The sequence below is a fragment of the Microcoleus sp. FACHB-672 genome (assembly GCF_014695725.1).
Lineage (GTDB): Bacteria > Cyanobacteriota > Cyanobacteriia > Cyanobacteriales > Oscillatoriaceae > FACHB-68.
This window is the reverse complement of sequence record NZ_JACJOU010000018.1, coordinates 13,914-34,158: the sequence shown is the minus strand read 5'-3', so window position 1 is coordinate 34,158 and position 20,245 is coordinate 13,914. Positions and strand designations below refer to the sequence as shown.

Sequence of the window (20,245 nt, the reverse complement as noted above, 5' to 3'; positions counted from 1 at the left end):
AATTATTAAAGTTATGAGCGTTACAGCTTGCTCAAATCCTAGCTGATTGAAACCGATATCAATCTTTTCTGCCACAGAAAATTATAAATTTGTCAAATTTGGCTATTTAGGAGAAAGAATTACCAGAACAACTCTAAATTTGGGTAGACCGGCAAGCGATTGCGTCTGAAAAGTAGATAGCGAAACAATTAATCAGTATTTATCCCGTAATAAAAAATGATAAGACACAAAAAGTTGCTAAATAAATTACTGATATCTTTAGCTTCTCAACATCGAGCAAATGTCGAAACATTTTTTCTCCCAACAGCCGCAGCCGCTGGTAAATTTGAGAGAAAAAATGTTGCTGTCTCTCCTGCCGGCCCATGAAGATAAGCATCTGTCCGGGCACTCTCAACGGTAACCTCACGCCGCCGTGAGTAGGCAGAATTTGAATAATTTTGTCACGACCGGCAATCGTGATGGGCGCATTCTATTGTGGAACACCACAGCGCTATTAATCGACGGCTGGAGTGTACAACAAATTCAAAGCAACTTTGTTGGGGTACTAGCTGCTGCTGTCGCTCACCACCCAAACCAGCCCCTTTGCTACGGAAGGAGTATCGCTCTGGAACCTATTGCAGTTGCAGATAGCAATCTTCATCAAGTTTTGTTAAAAGTCGCTCTTAACCGATTGCCAATCTGCTTGAGCAATAACAGGATTCCTTGTATTCGCTTTGCGATTGAGAAAGTAGAAAAAAGTGGGGAACCAGCAAGATTTTTCATCTGTGCGCCCACAAGTTGGGAAATTCAAGGACAAAGAAGGGGGAAGGGAAAAAATAAAAACTATCTGGGGATCTTTGAGTTTTCTGTGCCGGCTTGGTTAAACTGTTGGGAAGTGCCTGAAAAAGGCTGTCAATATAATGCCGATCAAGTGCCGATGAAAGGAGGGGTTTCTGGGCCAAATAAGCTTGATATCTTTTTTGATCAACTTTGGTTACAATTTACAGACAGAATCCTTCAAAAACAACTGGGCAAGAGCTGCCGGCTAGACAGGGATGTTGGGGATTTAGAGAACTGCTTAGAAAATTATTGGCCAGCCTTTCAAACTCATAAAATTTTTAGAAGGAAAGATAGCCGGCATGAGGATAATTGTTTGTTTTTAGATGCCGATCTCATCTGGCTGAGTGCGAAAGGTCAGTTAGTGGATCATGCCGATGCCGGTGCCGGCATCAATGTCTGGCCAGCAACGTGTATCTGGCCCAACCAAACAGGTGCCCAAATCGAGTACGGTGGTAGCGATGCCGACTTCGATCAAACCCCAGCAGAAGTCAAGCAGTTTCTACCTAACCTGAATAAATTTCACACAATAGAACAGCCCCTGCTGACACCGGCAGGCCAAACTCGAATTTCTCGGACACCGTCACCTACATTACTGAGTGCGATCAGACAGAAGCAGCTATGAAGAAGGCCAATAAGGAGCTAAAACCGACCGTAGAGAAGCTTGCCACCCCCCTATTACCCCCAGAAGACAGGAAACTCAAGCAAGCGAATGAGCAACTGCAACTTGAGATTGCTGAACGGGAATGGACGGCAAAAGCACTGCGGACTTCAGAGGCTGAACTTCGCGTCATATTAGCGGCAATACCCGATGTCATCGTCGTTTTCAACGCGCGAGGACGCTATCTTAAAATTGCGCCCACAAATCCCGCGCTTTTGTACAAACCGGCAACTGAGCTAATTGGCCGAGAACTGCATGAGGTTTTTGAGCCATCCCAAGCTGAACTGTTTCTCAGCTATATCCATCAGGCTTTAGAAACTGGGCAGATGATTAATGTTGAGTACGGTCTGCTTATGGGAGAGTCGGGAGGGGCGCACGGACAGGTGCCCACTCGATGGTTTGCCGCTAGCATTTCGCCAATGCAGGTAGACAAGGTGATTTGGGTGGCAAGAGACATTACACAACGTAAAGCCGCTGAAGAAGCCTTACGAGAGGAGCGTAACTTTGTTACAACCGTGTTGGATACTGCTGGTGCTTTAGTCGTCGTTCTTGACCCACAGGGGCGAATTATCCGCTTTAATCGGTGCTGTGAGCAAACCACGGAATACTCAGCGCAGGAAGCGGAAGGCCGGTTGTTCTGGGATTTGTTGCTACTTCCTGAAGAGGTTGAGCCGGCGGTTGCGGTTTTTAAAGAGCTGCAAACAAGCCAGTGTCCGCACCAATATGAAAATTACTGGGTGACAAAAAGTGGAAATCGCCGGCTGATTGCTTGGACAAATACCGTGCTTTGCGACCCAGACGGCTCAATCAAATATATTATCGCCACCGGCATCGATATCACCGAGCGCCAACGGGCACAAGCCGCACTCAAAGAGGCAAAGGAACAGCTGGAAATTCGAGTTGAGGAACGCACTGCCGCGTTAAAAGAATCGAACGACCAGCTAGTTGTGGAAATTGTAGAGCGCAAACGGGCGGAAAAACAGCTGCGTGAGCATAAGGAACACCTGCAAGAACTGGTGAAAGAACGCACTGCCGAACTCGAAAAAGCGAATGCAAAACTGCGCCAGGAAATCATCGAACGCGAATGCGTTGAACAAGCGCTGTTGCAAGAAAAAGAACTCGCTCAGATCACGCTGCACTCAATTTGCGATGCAGTCATTACCACGAATGCTTTGGGCTATATTACCTCTCTCAATCCCGCAGCCCAAAGATTGACTGGCTGGCCGGCTCAAGACGCCATTGGCAAGCCAGTGAGCGAAGTGTTTCGGCTTGTTCATGAAATCACCCGTGAGCCGGTGGACAACCCGGTAGAAGCCGCCCTGCGTGGCAACCGCATTGGAGAACTGGCTAACCCAACCCTACTCATTGCCAAAGACGGTACAGAGTTTGCCATTGATGAATCGGTTGCACCTATTCTCGCCAGTGCCGGTCAAATTATCGGTGCGGTGCTGGTATTTCACGATGTTACCGAAGAACGCGCCCTTGCCCGTCAGTTATCCTGGCAAGCCAGTCATGATGCCTTAACCGGCTTAATCAACCGGCGCGAATTTGAACAACATTTGAAACGGGCTTTGCTGATTGCTCAGACGCAAAATCAACAGCACGCACTTTGTTATCTGGATCTTGATCGGTTCAAGATTGTTAATGATACTTGCGGTCACGTGGCTGGGGATGAATTGCTGCGTCAAATTAGCACCCTTCTACAAGCCGGTGTGCGTAAAACGGATAGTCTTGCTCGTCTTGGCGGCGATGAATTTGCCGTGCTGCTTCACCAATGTCCCTTAGAACAAGCGCGGCGAATTGCAAATTCGCTCCGTGAAAGTATCCAAGCATTTCGTTTTGTTTGGGAGGATAAAACCTTTAGCATTGGTGCCAGTATTGGTTTGGTTGCAATTAACACAGAAAGTTATAGTTTGACCCATGTATTAAATGCAGCAGATGGGGCTTGTTATACTGCGAAAGAACAGGGACGAAATCGAGTGCACGTTCATCAAAGTGATGAAACCGAATTGGCACAGCACCACAGCCAAATGCAATGGGTTTCCCGAATTACGCAAGGGTTTGAAGAGAATCGCTTTCGTCTTTTTTTCCAACCAATTGTGCCAATTACAGATGGCTCATTAAACAGAGAGCATTATGAAGTGCTGCTGCGCCTTGAAGATGAAGCCGGCGATCTGGTTTCGCCAATGGCGTTTATTCCCGCAGCGGAACGCTACAACATTATGCACACGATTGATCGCTGGGTGATTCGCACGTTATTTACTCACCTGTCAGCGCACCACAATCAGTTGGATGCCGGCACCCCTCAACAGCCTGCCGGTTGCCTGCAAAGGCTTTATGGTATTAATCTTTCTGGTGCCACCCTTAATGATGACCAGTTCCATGATTTTCTGCAAGAGCAATTCGCTTTGCATGAAGTTCCGCCTCACGTTCTTTGTTTTGAGATTCCAGAAACAGTCGCCCTGGCTAATTTAACGAAAGTTGCTCAGTTCATCCACACTTTCAAGAAATTGGGCTGTTATTTTGCTTTAGATGATTTTGGCAGTGGCACGTCTTCTTTTGCTTATTTAAAAAACCTGCCGGTGGATTATCTTAAAATTGATGGCAGTTTTGTCAAAAATGTTGTGGATAACCCACTCGACTTTGCAATGATAGAAGCGATTAACCGCATTGCTCATGTCATGGGGTTACAAACGATTGCTGAGTTTGTGGAAAATGATGCAATCCTCATGAAGCTGCGGACGCTGGGAGTCGATTACGCCCAAGGCTATGGAATTGCTAGGCCACATCCCTCTCATTTTTAATCAGTCCTGTAAATTTTTGGAAGAATGCCGGCAGCGTAGGGATGAGGAAATTGCAAATGTAGCGGCTGCTGATATTTTTGCTGGGTAGGTAAATCCTCGAGAAGTCAGCTTAAGAGACGTTTTGAATGGGATTTTCTACCGAGCCGACAATGGCATCAAATGGCATAATTTGCCCAGTGATTTTCCAACGTGGCAAACTGTGTAAGGCTACTATTGGCTATGGATGAGATTAGGCATCTGGGAGCAAATCAATGCCGAGCTGGCGCAGCAAGTGCGAGCCAGTGAGGGGCGCTTGGCTCAACCGAGTCTGGCAAATATTGATAGTCAGTCGGTCAAACTGGGGCAAAAAGGCGCGAACAACACGGGTTTGATAGCAACAAAAAGGTGCAATGGCGCAAGCGCCACATTGTGGTAAATGTGTTGGGATTAGTTTTGGGTTGTTACGTCAGTTCTGCCAATACAGCAGATGTAAAAGCAGCGCCGCCGAATCTATATGCCTTTATTCAGCAGATAACAGGAAACATTTGTTTTTCTTAAGCTAGTCACTTTAAAATGTACGAGCGGACTTTCACCGTTGTAGCCGTTCCGCCACAGGCTAAAATCTTGTTCGATGCGTTTATAGCAAAGGGTTTACCATATGACGGATACTGCCTCTATAGAATTGACCATTGATTTTCAAAACTCTGGCACCAGTTCTACCCAACAGGAAAAGCTGACCCAAACCATCTGGAAGCAAATGCGCGATATTCCAGGTGTGAAAGTTGATCGTGTTTCTGACCCCAATCCTCCTGAAGAGAGCAAAGGAGCCGCATTTTTGTGGGGATTGCTCCAAGCCAAGGTTAGCTTAAGCAGCCTCAAGAATGTCTTTGGTTTCCTGGGCGATCGTTTGGGAGACAAGCCAATCAAAATCAAGGCGAAGTTTGCAGATGGGAGAGAGTTTGAAGTAGAAGCCCGTAGTCAACTAGAACTTCAGGCAGCAGAAGAAGCTATTCAACGATTCTCACAGTTGGAATAGCGCTAATGGCAAAATATGCATTGTTGATAGGGGTTAGTGAATATGAGCCGGGCTTAAAGCCGCTACCGGCAGCAACTAGAGACGTTGATGCAATGCAGGAGGTACTACTTGATCCAGAGATAGGTGAATTTGATGAAGTTATTCCCCTCAAAAATCCTAGATTGCTAGAAATGCGACGTGCGATTAGCAAGCTGTTTACGGATCGGGATGTAGACGATCTGTTGCTACTGTATTTTTCAGGACATGGAGTTACCGATGAGTTTGGAAAGTTTTTCCTCACAAATCGAGAGACGGAGAAACAAAGCCGTTTCGAGAAAGCAACCGCTTTGGAAGCCAGTTTTATACATGACCAGATGGATAATTGCGGCTCTGAACGGCAAGTAATCATCCTTGATTGTTGCCATAGTGGAGCGTTTCCAACAGGTATGGCCGCTAGGGATGGTGGCATGATTGACTTTCCACGGCAGCTTGGTGGCAAAGGGCGCGTTATCCTTACCTCCTCAGCAGCAACCCAATACTCTTTTGAACCGCGAGAAGGAGAACAACTAGCAGTTTACACACGCTATCTTGTTGAAGGCATTAAAACGGGAGCTGCTGACCTGGATGAGGATGGTTTTATCTCAATAAACGAGTTGCATGAGTATGTTAAGGAGCAAGTCCCTAAAGCCGCTCCTTCTATGCGACCAGAACGGTATGTTTTCCAAGAAGGGGAAGCGATTTTATTGGCAAAAGCAGCAAACAATGATCGCAAGCAACAATATCGCAAGCTAGTTGAACAATGTAGCTCTCAAGATGAAATCTCCCCAACTGGACGCCGCATCCTTGATCTCCAACGCAAGAAGCTCAAGCTTTCTGATGAGGAAGCTACCTTAATCGAAGCTGAAGTTTGGCAGCCCTACCGCGAATATAAGAGTAATTTAAAGCAATATGAGGAATGTTTCCAGGCAGAACTGAAGAACGACTTTTCCTTAGGCGATCACGCTCAACGGGAACTCAAAATTCTACAGCATGAGCTGAATCTTACGGATGAAGACGTAGAAAGTGTGACTAAGCGTATCTTCAGTAGTCTGGCTTCTTCCGCAATCCATCCTGACAAATCTTCAATTTCCATCCCCCCACCTCCCCCGCCTCCTTTATCTTTGCCTCTAAAACCCTTTTATTTTGATTACATAACTCTCGATAAGTTAGGTAAAGAAATTACTCGTCGTCGAGGGAATGCTTACTATTTCACTGAGAATTTTGACGATAAGGTAAAATTGGAAATGGTTTATATCCCTGGAGGGAGCTTCTTAATAGGTTCACCAGAGACTGAGTTAGGCCGACGACCTAATGAGACTCCTCAGCAATCAGTAACAGTCAAATCATTCTTGATTGCTAAAACACCAATCACACAGGCACAGTGGAGGGTGGTATCTTCCCTACCCAAGGTTAATTTGGACCTTCACCCTAATCCTTCTTGCTTTAAGGGATCTGCTCGACCTGTAGAAACTATTTCTTGGTATGAAGCTGTTGAATTTTGTGAGCGACTATCTCAGAGAACCGATCATGAATATTGCCTTCCAACTGAGGCAGAGTGGGAATACGCGTGCCGTGCTCAAACAACAACCCCGTTTCATTTTGGCAAAACGATTACACCGGATATAGCCAATTACGATGGTCGTTACAAATATGCATCTGGTCCTAAAGGTGCCTATCGGGAGGAAACAACCTCAATAAAAACTTTTCAATTTGCAAATGCTTTTGGACTATTTGATATGCATGGTAATGTCTGGGAATGGTGCTTAGATTACTTCCATGACAGCTATGATTGTTTACCTAATGATGGCAGCGTAGGGCTGACGGATAATTTGAATCAGTCTCGAGTAATGCGTGGCGGTTCATGGGATAACGACCCACCACTTTGCCGTTCTGCATTTCGCTTTGGTTGGGAACCAGAAGAGAGGCTTAACCGAATTGGTTTCAGGGTTGTTTGTCAGGCTAAGTAATCTTACAAAGCTCGCTTTGCTTCTGCATTACAGGATCACAACGGTCATGAATAAGATGCTCTTCATTTATTCATCATCCAATTCTTCATCCTCATCCCATGTGGGTGTATAGCTTGAGGGTGAGTGTAAAGTTCCGCTTCTTTCCAGTGCAAGTGTCTTTCTGTATTGTTCAGCTTCTGCAACTTTTGTGATTTTTAGCTCTGTTTTTTTGACAGCCTTGGTTCTTGAGGCGATTTCTTCCACTGCCAAGGCAATTTCATCCAAAGAAACTCTAAAAAACTCCTTACGGTCATTAAACTTATTTACACTTCTCTCCCAAAAATGCTCGTGTAAAAGCCTTTCCATTTCTAATGCATTTTCAGAAAATATCATTGCATGAACATCAAATGGAAAAGGAACTGCTGGGCCGCTGAGTTCTTTAACACGATCCAACGGTTCAAGGCGGCGTGTCACCCCAATCTTATAAACATTCTCTCCAAAAGAACCAATATTTGAAATAATATAGACGTGTGCTGATTTCGTCATCTGTACACGAGCCGTTGCTTTGCGCTCAACAGCTCGAGATTCTTCAAGCTGTTGAGTCAATTGTTGAATTTTGATTTCCAAACGTTCCTTTTGTTTTCCTACAGCTTGGACAACCTCTCGCCTTGCTTGCTCCAAAGCCTGCTCCCGACGTTTTACTTCTTGCTCAGCCTCTTTTTTAGCTTTTTCTAGTTCACGGCTTGCCCGTTTCTCTTCACGCATCTGTTCTCGGATTCTTTTTTGTTCTTCATCTTCCTCCTTCTTTTTCTCCTGGAATTCATGGGTAAGATATAGTTCCTCAAGTTTTAAGATGAGATACCTAGATGTAATTTCACATTTATTTATCTCCGACAACTTGTTGAGTTCCTGGAAAGACTTATTTATCCTCTTTTCTAAGGAAACTGCATTGTTATATTTAACTTTGGCGATCGCCGCGTCGCATTCTCCATTAAATGCTCTCAATAAAAGTTTGAGATAGTCATTTGTCATTTCTTCCCCTTTCGTTTTACTACCCTCAACTGTCCAGGGTACATGGCAGATGGCAGCTGTACGATTTTTTATCCTTCCGCTCTGTTTGGCTCTTATTTCCTCTAGCCGAATCTCATACTCTGTGGAGCTTCTAAAATCATACCTGGATTTGTAAAATCCGAAGTTTTGAACATATTCCTCCTCTTCTACCTCCTCCAATTTCTGTCTAAGATTTCTAATTTGGGTAAGAAAATTGTTTTGCTCCCTCTGAAGCTTTTCGAGTTCGCTTTCCTTAAGATAAATATTTGAATCCAGTTGCCTTTCTCGCTCCTCTTTGGAAGGCAAACTGCCATATCTACTTAAGTCGTGTCTTAATTGCTCCCGTTCACGGTAGATTTTTACTAACAAACCACTTAAAACGAGTACAGCTAATAGTAGAAGCAGTGACATAATGCAAATGTCTTGTATGGTATTTTCAAGCTAACTTAATAAATATCAAAAAGACAGGAGATTAGAAACTAACAAAGTTTAGAGCTATACTTCGCTATCGATTCCTTTTCCCTCTCCACATCTGTAGGAAGCTGCCAAAAGCTTTCAAGTATAACCAAAATTATGGATTATAGAATGCACTTGGACGTGGTTTGACAATGCTCGCATTTTGACTGGTGACTATAAATGCTTGTCTGAAAATCACGAAGGAATAGTTTATGTTATCATGATCCGGTTGATGCTGACGCGATTGACAAAGAATCGTCGAATGTGGGCAGTGAAAAACACTTAACCAACATTTACAAAAAGTTTCTTATTTTGCTTTGTTTACTCATTTTATTGCTCATGGAGTTTGCGAACTTGTTGGCATTGAGCCGAGATCCTGATACTCTTGGCGAAGAATTCCTTAACACCTAGAACCCTTTAACGCTAAAACCTATATGGCGTAGGCTTTTTCAGCCTCTATTTCCGATTTTGCAAAGATCTTGGCTCAAAGCCAATAAAATCTATTGCTGAATATCACGCTCATTCAAACAAGTTCTAGTTGAGGCTAAATTCAAAGTAGCCATCAAAAAATCCCTCTTCTATCCCAATTCAACAAGCTTATTCCTCGAAGATAAACCTGATTTAATCGTGATTTGGAATTTAGGAATCTCAAATTTTTTAGCCAGAAGTTTGATTAATTCCTCATTCGCTTTGCCATCCACCGGCGGCGACTTCAAATGTACCATAAAACTCCCATCTGGCTCTTCCTGTATGGTTTGTTGTTTGGAATTGGGTTTAACTTTAACTTTGATAACTTCCATACAGGTAAGTTTTTGAAAGAGAGGAACTGAAAGCAGCGGATTTAAGGATTATGCAGTAGCAGGACTGAGAAGCTGTTCTAAAGCTGCTTTAGCTACAGCCATATTATAAGGAATCCGTGGCTTCATTGGACGGTAATCTCGTTCGTTAGGAATGCCATGTCTTAACACAGCATTCATTATAAGACGCAGTTCCTCGCTAAAGTTTATCGCACCGTGAGGTACGCCAGGAGGAATCGTCACAACAGCCGGCAGATGTTCACTTAAAGCAATATACCGATATTGCCGGTTTTGTAAGATTACTAATACAAAACTCCCGCGCACCACGAGCAATTGATCAGTTTGGAAATGATGCACAAATATATCGTCAACAACCCCAGCCGCAACCTGCGATAACATGGTTTCGTGGCTAGACTGAGGTGTGTAAAGCTCAACCATTCCAGACTTAGCTGATGTTAAAGTCTGGATTTCTAGCTGCTTAATTAGACTCATAGCAGCCTGCCCAGATTAGAGCGGTTAGTTCTAATCTAGTAGATGTTTTTTGAATTTTTCTGACTTATATAACCAGTGGGTAACAAAATATGATATTCGGAAGCAGTGCTTGCTCTGCTCCCGACTCCATTTACACAGCAACCCGCTCTGAATGTTCGATCCGAGTGCCCAACAGTTTGAGGAATTCAGCCAGCCAGCGGGGATGAGCCGGCCATGCCGGTGCTGTTACCAAATTGCCATCTACCAGCGCTTCCGAGGCTGGAATCTCACTGTATTTTCCGCCGGCTCTGAGTACATCAAAGCTACAGGCTGGGTAAGCTGTACAGCGTCTGCCTTCTAAAACACCGGCAGCCGATAAAACCAACAAGCCGTGGCAAATTGCCGCGATCGGCTTTTTCGTTTGGGCAAAATGGCGCGTAATTTCCAATACCTTATCGTTCAAGCGGATATATTCCGGTGCTCTGCCACCAGGGACAACAAGGGCATCGTAGTCTGCAGCATTCACTTCATCGAACGTAGCGTTTAAAGTAAAATTATGACCGGGCTTCTCGCTATAAGTTTGGTCGCCCTCAAAATCGTGAACAGCAGTGCGGATAATCTCACCGGCTTTCTTATCCGGGCAAACAGCATGAACCGTGTGACCTACCATCAGTAAAGCTTGGAAAGGCACCATCACCTCATAATCTTCTACAAAATCACCAACGAGCATTAAAATTTTCTTGCCGGCCATTTTCAGACTCCTGTTAAGTTAACAATTACAAACGACATCCGCGCTTATCTGCGGAATCTGCGGTTAAAAAAATCCATATTAATTATTTAACATAACCGACTTTTAAATACCAAAAGCTCTAATTATTCTTATCCTAAAACAGAATAACCAAACACCAGATAATTCAACAACGCCAAACATAACCGGCAATCAGAAATGAGAAGCGAGCTGTGAACCAAAATAAACTTTTTCAGCTAACTCGGTGGCGATTGGCTAGTTGGTATGCCGGCGTCATGGGTCTAATTTTAAGCCTGTGTGGGTTAGGTGTCTACGAAGCCATCACTCACGCCCACTGGGTAACAATAGATCGCGAATTAGAATCTGTTGCCGGCACCCTGCACGATAGCATTGAACCGCTACTGAAACAGCCCGGACGCTTAGAACCGGCAGCCCAAAAACTCTTACCCGACCTCTGTTTAGTCGGCGAACCCTGCCATAACTCCCTGTCGGACTCCGGGCGTCATACAGCCGGTGCGCTGCATCAAGGCGCGTATTACGTGCGCTTAGTGGATCTTTCAGAACGCTTAATTGCCCTCGCCGGCAGCCAACCCACAGGATTGCCAGCCACCTCCACAGAAAAATTGTGGCGCACCCTCAAAGATGCCGGCGGCAACCGCTACCGTCAAATTTCTCTGCCACTACACACCCAAAACAACCGCGACTGGGGATATATTCAAGTCGGACGCTCACTCAAAGACTTTGATGACTATCTCGCCGCAATCGGATGGATTTTATTTTTAGGATTGCCCATCGCCATGATTGCAGTCGCCGGTGCCGGCTGGTGGCTGGCGGGACTGGCAATGCAACCGATTTACCGATCCTACCAACAGATCCAACAATTCACCTCCGATGCCGCCCACGAGTTGCGGACACCTTTAGCCGCGATCAGAGCAACCGTTGAATCCGTTCTCAGAATGGCTCACCTCAGCGACTGTGAAGCGCGAGACACCCTGCGAGTTATTGAGCGCCAGAACCATCGGCTGTCCCAGCTGGTTCAGGATCTATTACTCCTCTCGCGGATGGACAGAGAAACCCAACCCCCAAATCCCAAATCCCAGATTTTTTGTTGTCTCAACGATCTCATCAGTGACGTCGCGGAAGAATTAGCGGATCTGGCGATTGCAGCCGGTGTTAAGCTCACCACAGACATCCGAACTGACAAACCCGTGACAGTGGTAGGTGACGAAGAACAGCTTTATCGTTTAGCTTTAAACTTAGTCGTCAACGCCATTCAATACACCCCTGCCGGTGGTCAAGTCACGGTTATTTTAGAGCGCGGCAACCACCATGCTATGATTCACGTCCAGGACACCGGCATTGGCATCGCGCCGGCAGAGCAAACGCGAATTTTTGACCGTTTCTATCGAGTCAACAGCGATCGCTCCCGGCACACAGGCGGTTCTGGACTCGGCTTGCCGATCGCTCAAGCCATTGCCCAAGCTCACCAGGGTAGCATCCAGGTTTCGAGTGTCTTAAACAAAGGCAGCAGCTTTACAATTTTATTGCCCTTCCGGTAGGGGCTATGGGCTAAGGGAAAGAGGGGGTGAGGGGATGAAAATACAGAAAATTCCCCATTCCCAAGCGCCTTAAATCCTTGGTCAAGAGCGAACTGTTAAAGCGAACTGCTATTCTGCTTAAGGTTGCTTGACAAATCTGAAGTTGTTTCCAACACAGCAGAGCAAAAAAAAACGTATGTCAACCTTGCGTCATCTGATAGCTGCTGGACTGGGTGTTACAGTCGCCCTCAGCAACATCAAACCCAGTTCCTCCGAAACAGCACCCTCCCCCACTCCTGCCGATCCATTTGCAGGAGATTCATACTTATTGCGGAAAGATGTAACGTGGGCTACGCCCCCCGCCTCCAGCCAATCCTCGCCCAATGCAGAAGGGACAGCCGACGGGAGTAACGAGCAGCCTATCAGCGACAAAAGAGATACAGCAGAAGCTGAACAAGTGCCCTTACAACCGCGAGACAATCCCTTAAGAGGGGCATCAAGACCGGCTCCTGCCTACCTCAACCCTGACCCTAACCCCCTGCAATTTCCCACCAAACCGGAAGAGGTTAGAGTGCAGGGAACTCAGCCCATCACCTTGCAGCAGGCGATTGAACTGGCACGGCGCAATAATCAAGATTTACAGGTAGCCGAGCAACAATTACAACGTTCTCGCTATTCCCTGCAAGAAGCGCTGGCGGCAGAACTGCCTTCACTAGATTTAAATGCCGATGTCACGCGCTCAGATTCGGCACAGGGACAGCTACAAAATGAGCGGCTGGAGCAACAACAACCGGGTCAGGAGGGCGGGAGTACGATCTCACGCAGCTTGAGTGGCCAGTTAGAGTTAAGTTACGACGTGATTACATCGGGGCGTCGCTCTGCTAACATCAAAGCCGCAGATAGACAAGTCAAGCTGAATCAGTTAGAGGTCGAGCGCATTGATGAGCAATTGCAGCTTGATGTGGCGAATGCTTATTACGATGTGCAGCAAGCTGATGAGCAAGTGCGGATTGCTCAATCTGCCGTCAGAAATGCTCAACAAAGTTTGCGGGATGCCGAGGCATTGGAACGCGCCGGCGTGGGAACGCGGTTTGATGTATTGCGGGCGCAGGTGCAGTTAGCGAATGAGACGCAAAATTTGACCCAATCGCTGCGCGATCAGCAAGTTTCCCAGCGTCAGTTGGCTCAATTGTTGAGTCTGTCTCTGCCGACCAATATTTCAGCCGCAGATCCCGTAGAAGTGGCCGGCTTCTGGAATCTCACGCTAGAAGAGAGCATCGTGCAGGCGTTTAGAAACCGCGCTGAATTGGAACAACAGTTAGTACAGCGGGAAATTAACCAACAGCAGCGGCGGGTGGCACTGGCTGGAGGGCGTCCTCAAGTCAGCGTATTTGGCAACTACAACGTTTTAGACGTGTTTGCCGATGATTTTGACATTACCGACGGTTACGCAGTCGGAGCGCGGTTGAGATGGAATTTATATAATGGGGGCGCGACTAGAGCTAGGGCCAATCAGGAGGAAGTCGATACGCAGATCGCAGAAACTCAGTTTGCTGATCAGCGCAACCAAGTTCGCTTGCAGGTGGAGCAAGCCTACTACGACTTGAGGGCTAATTTTGAAAATATTCAAACGTCTTCTGTGGAGGTAGAGCGATCACGGGAAGCTTTGCGTCTGGCACGGTTGCGCTTCCAAGCCGGCGTCGGCACCCAAAGTGAAGTGATTGATGCTGAAAGTGAGTTAACTCGTTCTGAGGGCAACCGAGTGCGGGCAATTCTCGGCTATAATCGAGCGCTGGCCACGATGTTACGGGCCGTGAGCAATACCCCGACTGCCGGCGATGTGACAATTTCTCCTTAAGTTGTCTGCACTTGAGGCAATAACCACCTCAACAACCGGCTAGGTTGACAATATTTGTGAAGCAAACAGCAGAAGCGCTCATTAGTATAGATGGTGTAGCCTGTTGATTTGAAAGAATGCGCGGAGCGTCTCCGCAGGAGAATTGTTATGGGGATGACCCTCACTGAAAAAATATTGGCACGAGCTGCCGGTCGTGAGGCTGTGGAGCCGGGGGAAAATATCTGGGTTGATGTTGATTTGTTAATGACCCATGATGTTTGTGGCCCTGGAACGATTGGCGTGTTTAAGCGCGAATTCGGTGCAGATGCTAAGGTGTGGAATTCTGAGAAGATTGTTCTGATTCCAGACCATTACATTTTCACGGCGGATGAGCGGGCTAACCGCAATGTGGATATCTTGCGGGATTTTGCGCGAGAGCAGGGGATTAAATATTTCTACGACATCACTGATCGCTCGGATTTTAAGGCAAATCCGGATTATAAGGGTGTTTGCCACATTGCCCTGGCTCAGGAAGGTCATACCCGTCCGGGAGAAGTGCTGTTTGGTACGGACTCTCACACTTGCAACGCCGGCGCATTTGGTCAGTTTGCCACCGGCATTGGCAATACGGATGCCGGTTTTATTATGGGCACCGGCAAGTTGCTGATTAAGGTGCCGGCGACGATGCGTTTTATCCTTGATGGGGAAATGCCGGATTATTTGCTGGCAAAAGATTTGATTTTGCAAGTTATTGGGGATATCAGCGTCTCTGGTGCCACTTACCGGACAATGGAATTTGCCGGTGAGGCGGTTGAGCGGATGACGATGGAAGAGCGGATGACGCTGTGCAATATGGTGATTGAAGCCGGCGGCAAAAATGGGACGATTGCGCCGGATCAGACGACGTTTGACTATGTCCGCGCCCGCACCGACAAGCCCTTTGAGGCGGTTTACACCGACGCTGATGCGAAGTTCTACAGCACTTGGCGAGGTGATGTCTCTAAATTAGAGCCGGTGGTTGCCCAACCTCACTCCCCTGATAATCGTGCTTTGGCGCGAGAGTGCAGCGATGTCAAGATTAATCGCGTGTATATTGGTTCCTGCACCGGCGGCAAAACTTCTGACTTTATGAATGCCGCCCGTATTCTCAAAGGCAAGCAGGTAAAGGTGCCGACTTATTTGGTGCCGGCGACTCAAAAGGTTTATGAAGACCTGTTTAGCCAGAAATACGAGGGACAAACGCTGTCTGAGATTTTCCTCGCTGCTGGTTGCATTGAGCCTGCAGCCCCTTCCTGCGCCGCTTGTCTGGGTGGCCCAAAAGATACGTTTGGCCGGGTGAATGAACCTGAAATCTGCGTCTCTACCACTAACCGCAATTTCCCTGGACGCATGGGGAATAAAGAGGCCGGTATTTATCTCGCCTCACCTTACACCGCCGCAGCTTCCGCAGTCACCGGCTACGTGACAGATCCCCGCGAATTCCTCAGCTAAACCCAAAGGTGGCACCGGCTCCTCGCGAGACGCATAAATGTAACAGATGAGTTTATTCTACTTGTGACGAATAACTTATCTGTTACATCAGTTATTCCAACCATGCGTTATTAGAACAAATATATTGGGAATAATTTAAAAGTCAATATTCAGAAGTCAGACGGGACGAGAAAAGGAAGAAATTATAATTTCTTCTTTCGTGTTTTTCAGTGTCCCTCTTTTTCTGGTTGCTGGCTTATTAAATTTCTATACCATTTCTGTTCAGTCCTCCAAATTTGTTGTGGGTTATGCGTGAATTTAACATGACCAACCACCCTTAAATTTGTAGTGCCAAGATTCAGAAAGGTATTACGTTTGATATAAGCGTTAATCCGCTTTGCCGGCAACAAGCAACACACGTCGCAAGAACACTTGTTGAAAGGCGAAATAAAGAAAAGTATGAATAGCAGAGCAAGAATTTTCATTGCCGAAATGATCGGCACAATGGTTTTAGTCTTAGGGGGATGTGGCAGTGCCGTTTTAGCCGGCAAACAAATTGGCTATTTAGGGGTTTCCCTCGCCTTTGGTTTATCCTTATTAGTGATGTCTTATGCCATTGGCGGCATTTCTGGATGTCACATCAATCCCGCAGTTACTGTAAGTTTAGCTTTCGCCAACAAATTAAAGAAATCTTTGGTGCCAATTTATATTGGCGCTCAAGTAGTTGGGGCAATACTTGGTGCCGGCATTTTATATGCCATTGCATCAGGAAAACCCGGCTTTGATGTCAGTGCCGGTTTTGCAACGAATGGATATGGAGCGCATTCTCCTGAAGGTTACGGACTGTTTGCAGCAGCTTTAACTGAAATTGTCTTAACCTTCTTTCTGATCATCACCGTCATGGCAACAACCCATCCTAAATACATCCCATCCGGTTTTGCCAGTATTCCTATCGGTTTAGTCTTGGTTCTCATTCATTTAGTCGGAATTCCAGTCACCAATACTTCAGTGAATCCAGCCAGAAGTATTGGCGTGGCTATTTTTCAAGGCGGCTGGGCTTTACAACAACTTTGGTTGTTTATTTTAGCGCCACTTGTTGGGGGAATCTTAGGGGTTTTGGTGTATAACATCATTAGCTCTGAAAATAATTGAGATGATTAAGGGCTGAGGATTAAAGATTGAGAAACAAAGCTTCTGTGAGAGAGCATTGTCCATCATCTATTATTTCTTCAGCCTCTATTTTTAGATATTAAAATTATTTTGCATACTTTTATTTTTCACTGAATTGAATCTTTTATAAAAAAGCAAAAGCAAAAATAGAGCGACTTGAACCGGCTCCGGAGTTTATAATAGATTTGTTATTCTGGAAGAGAAGGGCTTTTTATGACTCTTGGTAGCCTGAATCACCTAAGCTTGACGGTGAGTGATCGATCCAAATCGGAACCGTTTTATAACGCGATTTTGGGATTCATGGGCTATCAGCAGGTGGAAAAAAACGATCAGTTCATCATGTGGTGGTTAAAGGATGCTGGAGCAATCCTAATTTACACCGGCAATCCAGATTCCTCGAACAAAACTCATGATCGCTACTCACCTGGACTGCACCATCTTGCTTTTAACGCCGGCAGCCGTGAACAAGTCGATAATTTATACAAGCTGATTGTCGAGATAGGCGCTACAGTTCTTGATCCGCCAGCCGAATACAACCATTACGCACCCGGCTACTACGCACTCTTCTTTGCCGATCCCGATGGAATTAAACTGGAATTGGTTTATATGCCCAATCTTCCTTCGTAATCAGCGAATTCTCCTAGTTTTCCTGCGAATCCTCTTTTATCCACCGACTGCCGGCAAGAAGATCAGGAATTGTTCTTGGGACGGCATCTTTTCCTCGTCATTGTGTGATTTTATTCACCAAGAGTGAGCGGCTTCTGGGAAAAAAGATCGGCTTGCTTCTACACCTATTGGTAGGCAATTATTAACCGATTGATTTCTACAGTTCTTACTAGAGATAGGTGGAGAGAATGCTGAGTAGTTCTACTATGGTGAGGTAAGAAATCTAAACGATTTAAAAGTTTATCAGAGGGCGAGATCATGTTTATCAAGCAAGTTAATCCCAGCAAGTTGCTGAAACTGCTTACCGGCATAGTAGGCGTTGCCGGTTTGAGTTCTTTAATGGGGCTGCCGGCGATTTCCCAGACTCCAACCAATCTAGATGGAACTTCGACAACCCCCACCGGCACAGGAACCCCAGGCAGTACAATTATCCTCCCCGGTAATAGCGGCAACAATTCTACCACGACGATTACAACCCCTGGTGGCAGCACAATCACAGTCCCGGGTGGTACAGCTAACCCCACCGGCAACACCAGCAATACTGGCACAACCAACAATACCGGCACAACCAACAATACCGGCAACACCGGCAACACCGGCACAACCAACAACACTGGCAACACCAACAACCTACCTGCCGGCACCAGTGTAACGCCCGGTACAAGTACGACACCGAGTGCGGTTCCCAGTACCTCCGGTGGCACCGAATCTAGAGATATCAACGGTGCGCCAGGAACGATCAGCACCCCCAGCGGTTCGCCAACTTCCCCCGGTTCCAACACCGGCACTACACCTATCACCCCTGGCAGTGTAAACTTTCCTAGCGGCACAACCAGTGGCCCAGGTAGCATTGTGGTGCCTAACGGAACACCGTCCATTCAAAACACGAACCCTAATGGCGGCACCACAGTCACGCCTAGTGGCAACACAGTTACCCCCGCTAATGGCACCACCACAACGCCCAATAGTGGAACGCGCTAAATTTAGCAAGATTCTCCAATTATGATATAAAGGCGATCCATTGGGTCGCCTTTATTGTTAACAGATAATATTGAGATGATAGTTCTGGTAATGGGAGTTTCAGGCTCCGGCAAATCCACAATTGGTCTGCTGCTAGCGCAATCTTTAAACTGGCATTTCAGCGATGCCGACGCCTTTCATCCGCCGGCAAACATTGAGAAAATGAGCCGTAGCATCCCGCTAGATGATGCAGATCGGCAGCCGTGGATCGAAGAATTGCAACGGGCTATCGATGGGTGGTTGCAGGAAGACAAAAATGTGGTGCTAGCGTGTTCAGCTCTTAAAGATCGCTACCGTCAGTTACTGGTGCGGGATCGGGAGCGCATGAAAGTTGTTTACCTCAAGGGTTCATTTGAGGCGATTGAGCAACGGCTGCGTTTGCGTGCGGATCACTTTATGAAAAGTGATTTGTTGCGAAGTCAATTTGATAGCCTTGAGGAGCCACAAGAAGGAATTTATGCAGACGTAACTGAACCGCCGGCAACACTTGTTGAAAATATCAGAACCCAGTTAGGAATCTAAATACATCTCGGTTCAAAACTCATACTCATTATCTAGCAAATCACCAAAACCATCAATACAATTTAATTCGTCGGCTTGGATTTCATGCTTATCAATCCAGTGTTTAGCCATCTCCACTGCTTCATCCTCTGACTTAGCGTTGCGAACTGCTATGTAATGGTTCCCATTCGAGTCCCAAACTTCGACATAGAAGACTTGTTGGGTTTGGATAATCCAACGTTTGTAAGTTTCTGCTGGTTTCATACTGGCTTATTAACGTGAACGCGCTAATTTTGACTCGCTAATGGTTAGGAATAGAGGCTAATGATTAAGGTAAGAGAGAGTTACATCGCATGAGTTCCGGTGCCATTCCCTTTCAGCGCGTGCCAAAAGCCAAATCCGATACTTTAAAGCAGCATCTCAGGATAAATTAGGGTATAACCCGCCGCCTTAATTTTCTGATTAGATACTCGTGCGTTATAAGGGCGAGTCGAGCGAGCTGAAGCATCCCAAGAAACCTTTTCTAAATTATGACGTTCACACACCCGATCAATGACTTCGCGGGATGTGAGGGGAACATCATGCACAAGATTGTAAATACCTTGCAATTGCTTCGTCAGAGCAAAATCGATTGCCCCCACAATGTCTTCTAAGCGAACCCAATTCGTCCTATCTTCACCGGCACCCGGACGAGTTGTGCCGGCAGCCCGACTGAAAATCTTGACAAGTTCTCGATCAGGGCCGTAAATTCCACCTAAACGGAGGATACAAACTTTCAAATTTTCACCGGCAGCGCCTAACAACACTTGTTCTGTCTCCGATAAAATTTCACCATTTTCATTAGCCGGTGCAACGGGGGTTTCTTCATCCACCCATTCCCCATTTTTATCCCCATAAACACTATAGCTGCCGGTGTAGATGAGCTGCTTCACACTCGAAGTCTGCTTTAACTGTTCTACTAGCGTTTTTGCCGTCTCCAGGTAGCTTTCCCGGTAGGCATCTCCACTCGGAGCACCCACACTCAAAAGCACTACATCTTGATCTTGAATCACAGAAAGCATTGCGCCAGCATCATTTCCTTTCACCACCACCACCTGTTGGGCGATCTCCTCAAGTTCCGCCACGCGACTTTGAGTTGTTGTTGTGGCTGTCACCAGATGACCAAATTCATGCCATTGACGGGCAAGTGCACTGCCGACGTAGCCACAGCCGATAATGGCAATCTTCATGATTTTATCCTCTTCAATACTGCTGTATTTGG

General features: G+C 46.3%; 19 protein-coding genes and 1 pseudogene. 14 read left to right on the top strand and 6 right to left on the bottom strand.

The genetic code is table 11. The annotated features are described in order from the left end of the window. Nucleotides 1–412 precede the first annotated feature (412 nt). The 7 genes and pseudogenes from H6F56_RS13575 to H6F56_RS13545 all read left to right on the top strand — a co-directional run bounded on the left by H6F56_RS13575 (nt 413) and on the right by H6F56_RS13545 (nt 7,281). The gene (locus H6F56_RS13575) at nt 413–1,441 is read left to right on the top strand and encodes a hypothetical protein (RefSeq protein ID WP_190669011.1); all 1,029 of its coding nucleotides are present in this window, start codon (nt 413–415) and stop codon (nt 1,439–1,441) included. Then, on the top strand, nt 1,438–4,281 hold the full coding sequence (locus H6F56_RS13570) for a bifunctional diguanylate cyclase/phosphodiesterase (RefSeq protein ID WP_242031992.1): 2,844 nt from the start codon (nt 1,438–1,440) through the stop codon (nt 4,279–4,281). Before H6F56_RS13575 ends, H6F56_RS13570 begins: the two co-directional genes overlap by 4 nt. A 106-nt stretch (nt 4,282–4,387) precedes the next feature. Next, a pseudogene (locus H6F56_RS27335) lies at nt 4,388–4,486 on the top strand (transposase); the annotation flags it as partial. A gap of 18 nt (nt 4,487–4,504) precedes the next feature. Continuing rightward, the gene (locus H6F56_RS13560) at nt 4,505–4,696 is read left to right on the top strand and encodes a hypothetical protein (RefSeq protein WP_190669055.1); all 192 of its coding nucleotides are present in this window, start codon (nt 4,505–4,507) and stop codon (nt 4,694–4,696) included. Then, on the top strand, nt 4,666–4,818 hold the full coding sequence (locus tag H6F56_RS27330; RefSeq protein WP_190669009.1) for a hypothetical protein: 153 nt from the start codon (nt 4,666–4,668) through the stop codon (nt 4,816–4,818). Before H6F56_RS13560 ends, H6F56_RS27330 begins: the two co-directional genes overlap by 31 nt. A gap of 100 nt (nt 4,819–4,918) precedes the next feature. Further along, the gene (locus H6F56_RS13550) at nt 4,919–5,296 is read left to right on the top strand and encodes a hypothetical protein (RefSeq protein WP_190669007.1); all 378 of its coding nucleotides are present in this window, start codon (nt 4,919–4,921) and stop codon (nt 5,294–5,296) included. A 5-nt stretch (nt 5,297–5,301) separates the two neighbouring features. Next, nucleotides 5,302–7,281 (top strand): caspase, EACC1-associated type, encoded by a 1,980-nt coding sequence (locus H6F56_RS13545; protein ID WP_190669005.1) that lies wholly within the window; start codon nt 5,302–5,304, stop codon nt 7,279–7,281. A 66-nt stretch (nt 7,282–7,347) separates the two neighbouring features. Here the strand turns inward: H6F56_RS13545 and H6F56_RS13540 are convergent, their stop codons facing one another. The 4 genes from H6F56_RS13540 to H6F56_RS13525 form a co-directional block, all read right to left on the bottom strand. Beyond that, nucleotides 7,348–8,721 carry a DUF4041 domain-containing protein gene (locus H6F56_RS13540; RefSeq protein WP_190669003.1) on the bottom strand — a complete coding sequence of 458 codons (1,374 nt, stop codon included), beginning with the start codon at nt 8,719–8,721 and terminating at the stop codon, nt 7,348–7,350. 623 nt (nt 8,722–9,344) lie between these two features. Further along, the gene (locus H6F56_RS13535) at nt 9,345–9,566 is read right to left on the bottom strand and encodes a DUF167 domain-containing protein (RefSeq protein ID WP_190669001.1); all 222 of its coding nucleotides are present in this window, start codon (nt 9,564–9,566) and stop codon (nt 9,345–9,347) included. A 48-nt stretch (nt 9,567–9,614) separates the two neighbouring features. Then, entirely contained in the window at nt 9,615–10,055 is a 441-nt protein-coding gene (locus H6F56_RS13530; protein WP_190669000.1) for a dTDP-4-dehydrorhamnose 3,5-epimerase, read from the bottom strand. Nucleotides 10,056–10,185: 130 nt separating this feature from the next. Further along, nucleotides 10,186–10,785, bottom strand: coding sequence for a DJ-1/PfpI family protein (locus H6F56_RS13525; RefSeq protein ID WP_190668998.1), 600 nt, complete (start codon nt 10,783–10,785; stop codon nt 10,186–10,188). A 209-nt stretch (nt 10,786–10,994) separates the two neighbouring features. Between H6F56_RS13525 and rppB the strand changes: the two genes are divergently transcribed. The 7 genes from rppB to H6F56_RS13490 all read left to right on the top strand — a co-directional run bounded on the left by rppB (nt 10,995) and on the right by H6F56_RS13490 (nt 19,005). After that, the gene (rppB, locus tag H6F56_RS13520; RefSeq protein ID WP_190668996.1) at nt 10,995–12,341 is read left to right on the top strand and encodes a two-component system sensor histidine kinase RppB; all 1,347 of its coding nucleotides are present in this window, start codon (nt 10,995–10,997) and stop codon (nt 12,339–12,341) included. 175 nt (nt 12,342–12,516) lie between these two features. Next, complete coding sequence (locus H6F56_RS13515; RefSeq protein WP_190668994.1) at nt 12,517–14,178, top strand: TolC family protein; 1,662 nt, start codon at nt 12,517–12,519, stop codon at nt 14,176–14,178. A gap of 147 nt (nt 14,179–14,325) precedes the next feature. Continuing rightward, nucleotides 14,326–15,648: a 3-isopropylmalate dehydratase large subunit gene (locus H6F56_RS13510; protein ID WP_190668992.1), complete on the top strand. Its 1,323-nt coding sequence runs from the start codon at nt 14,326–14,328 to the stop codon at nt 15,646–15,648. Between the two features lie 438 nt (nt 15,649–16,086). Beyond that, nucleotides 16,087–16,779: an aquaporin Z gene (gene aqpZ, locus H6F56_RS13505; protein WP_190668990.1), complete on the top strand. Its 693-nt coding sequence runs from the start codon at nt 16,087–16,089 to the stop codon at nt 16,777–16,779. A 231-nt stretch (nt 16,780–17,010) separates the two neighbouring features. Next, a complete protein-coding gene (locus tag H6F56_RS13500; protein WP_190668988.1) occupies nt 17,011–17,424 on the top strand; it encodes a VOC family protein in 414 nt (137 codons plus the stop codon). A gap of 297 nt (nt 17,425–17,721) precedes the next feature. Continuing rightward, a complete protein-coding gene (locus tag H6F56_RS13495; protein ID WP_190668986.1) occupies nt 17,722–18,444 on the top strand; it encodes a hypothetical protein in 723 nt (240 codons plus the stop codon). Between the two features lie 75 nt (nt 18,445–18,519). Continuing rightward, nucleotides 18,520–19,005: a gluconokinase gene (locus H6F56_RS13490; RefSeq protein ID WP_190668984.1), complete on the top strand. Its 486-nt coding sequence runs from the start codon at nt 18,520–18,522 to the stop codon at nt 19,003–19,005. A 12-nt stretch (nt 19,006–19,017) separates the two neighbouring features. On the opposite strand, the gene H6F56_RS13485 is transcribed toward H6F56_RS13490, so the two are convergent. Beyond that, nucleotides 19,018–19,248, bottom strand: coding sequence for a hypothetical protein (locus H6F56_RS13485; protein WP_190669053.1), 231 nt, complete (start codon nt 19,246–19,248; stop codon nt 19,018–19,020). Between the two features lie 143 nt (nt 19,249–19,391). Then, the gene (locus H6F56_RS13480) at nt 19,392–20,213 is read right to left on the bottom strand and encodes an SDR family oxidoreductase (protein ID WP_190668982.1); all 822 of its coding nucleotides are present in this window, start codon (nt 20,211–20,213) and stop codon (nt 19,392–19,394) included. Between the last annotated feature and the right edge of the window lie 32 nt (nt 20,214–20,245).

Coding starts and splice junctions, on each gene's coding strand:
- H6F56_RS13545 (WP_190669005.1), top strand. CDS start 5,302: ATGGCAAAATATGCATTGTTGATAGGGGTTAGTGAATATGAGCCGGGC.
- H6F56_RS13485 (WP_190669053.1), bottom strand. CDS start 19,248: ATGAAACCAGCAGAAACTTACAAACGTTGGATTATCCAAACCCAACAA.
- H6F56_RS13570 (WP_242031992.1), top strand. CDS start 1,438: ATGAAGAAGGCCAATAAGGAGCTAAAACCGACCGTAGAGAAGCTTGCC.
- H6F56_RS13500 (WP_190668988.1), top strand. CDS start 17,011: ATGACTCTTGGTAGCCTGAATCACCTAAGCTTGACGGTGAGTGATCGA.
- H6F56_RS13550 (WP_190669007.1), top strand. CDS start 4,919: ATGACGGATACTGCCTCTATAGAATTGACCATTGATTTTCAAAACTCT.
- H6F56_RS13495 (WP_190668986.1), top strand. CDS start 17,722: ATGTTTATCAAGCAAGTTAATCCCAGCAAGTTGCTGAAACTGCTTACC.
- aqpZ (WP_190668990.1), top strand. CDS start 16,087: ATGAATAGCAGAGCAAGAATTTTCATTGCCGAAATGATCGGCACAATG.
- H6F56_RS13510 (WP_190668992.1), top strand. CDS start 14,326: ATGGGGATGACCCTCACTGAAAAAATATTGGCACGAGCTGCCGGTCGT.
- H6F56_RS13490 (WP_190668984.1), top strand. CDS start 18,520: ATGATAGTTCTGGTAATGGGAGTTTCAGGCTCCGGCAAATCCACAATT.
- H6F56_RS13530 (WP_190669000.1), bottom strand. CDS start 10,055: ATGAGTCTAATTAAGCAGCTAGAAATCCAGACTTTAACATCAGCTAAG.
- H6F56_RS13515 (WP_190668994.1), top strand. CDS start 12,517: ATGTCAACCTTGCGTCATCTGATAGCTGCTGGACTGGGTGTTACAGTC.
- H6F56_RS13535 (WP_190669001.1), bottom strand. CDS start 9,566: ATGGAAGTTATCAAAGTTAAAGTTAAACCCAATTCCAAACAACAAACC.
- H6F56_RS13540 (WP_190669003.1), bottom strand. CDS start 8,721: ATGTCACTGCTTCTACTATTAGCTGTACTCGTTTTAAGTGGTTTGTTA.
- H6F56_RS13525 (WP_190668998.1), bottom strand. CDS start 10,785: ATGGCCGGCAAGAAAATTTTAATGCTCGTTGGTGATTTTGTAGAAGAT.
- H6F56_RS13560 (WP_190669055.1), top strand. CDS start 4,505: ATGAGATTAGGCATCTGGGAGCAAATCAATGCCGAGCTGGCGCAGCAA.
- H6F56_RS13480 (WP_190668982.1), bottom strand. CDS start 20,213: ATGAAGATTGCCATTATCGGCTGTGGCTACGTCGGCAGTGCACTTGCC.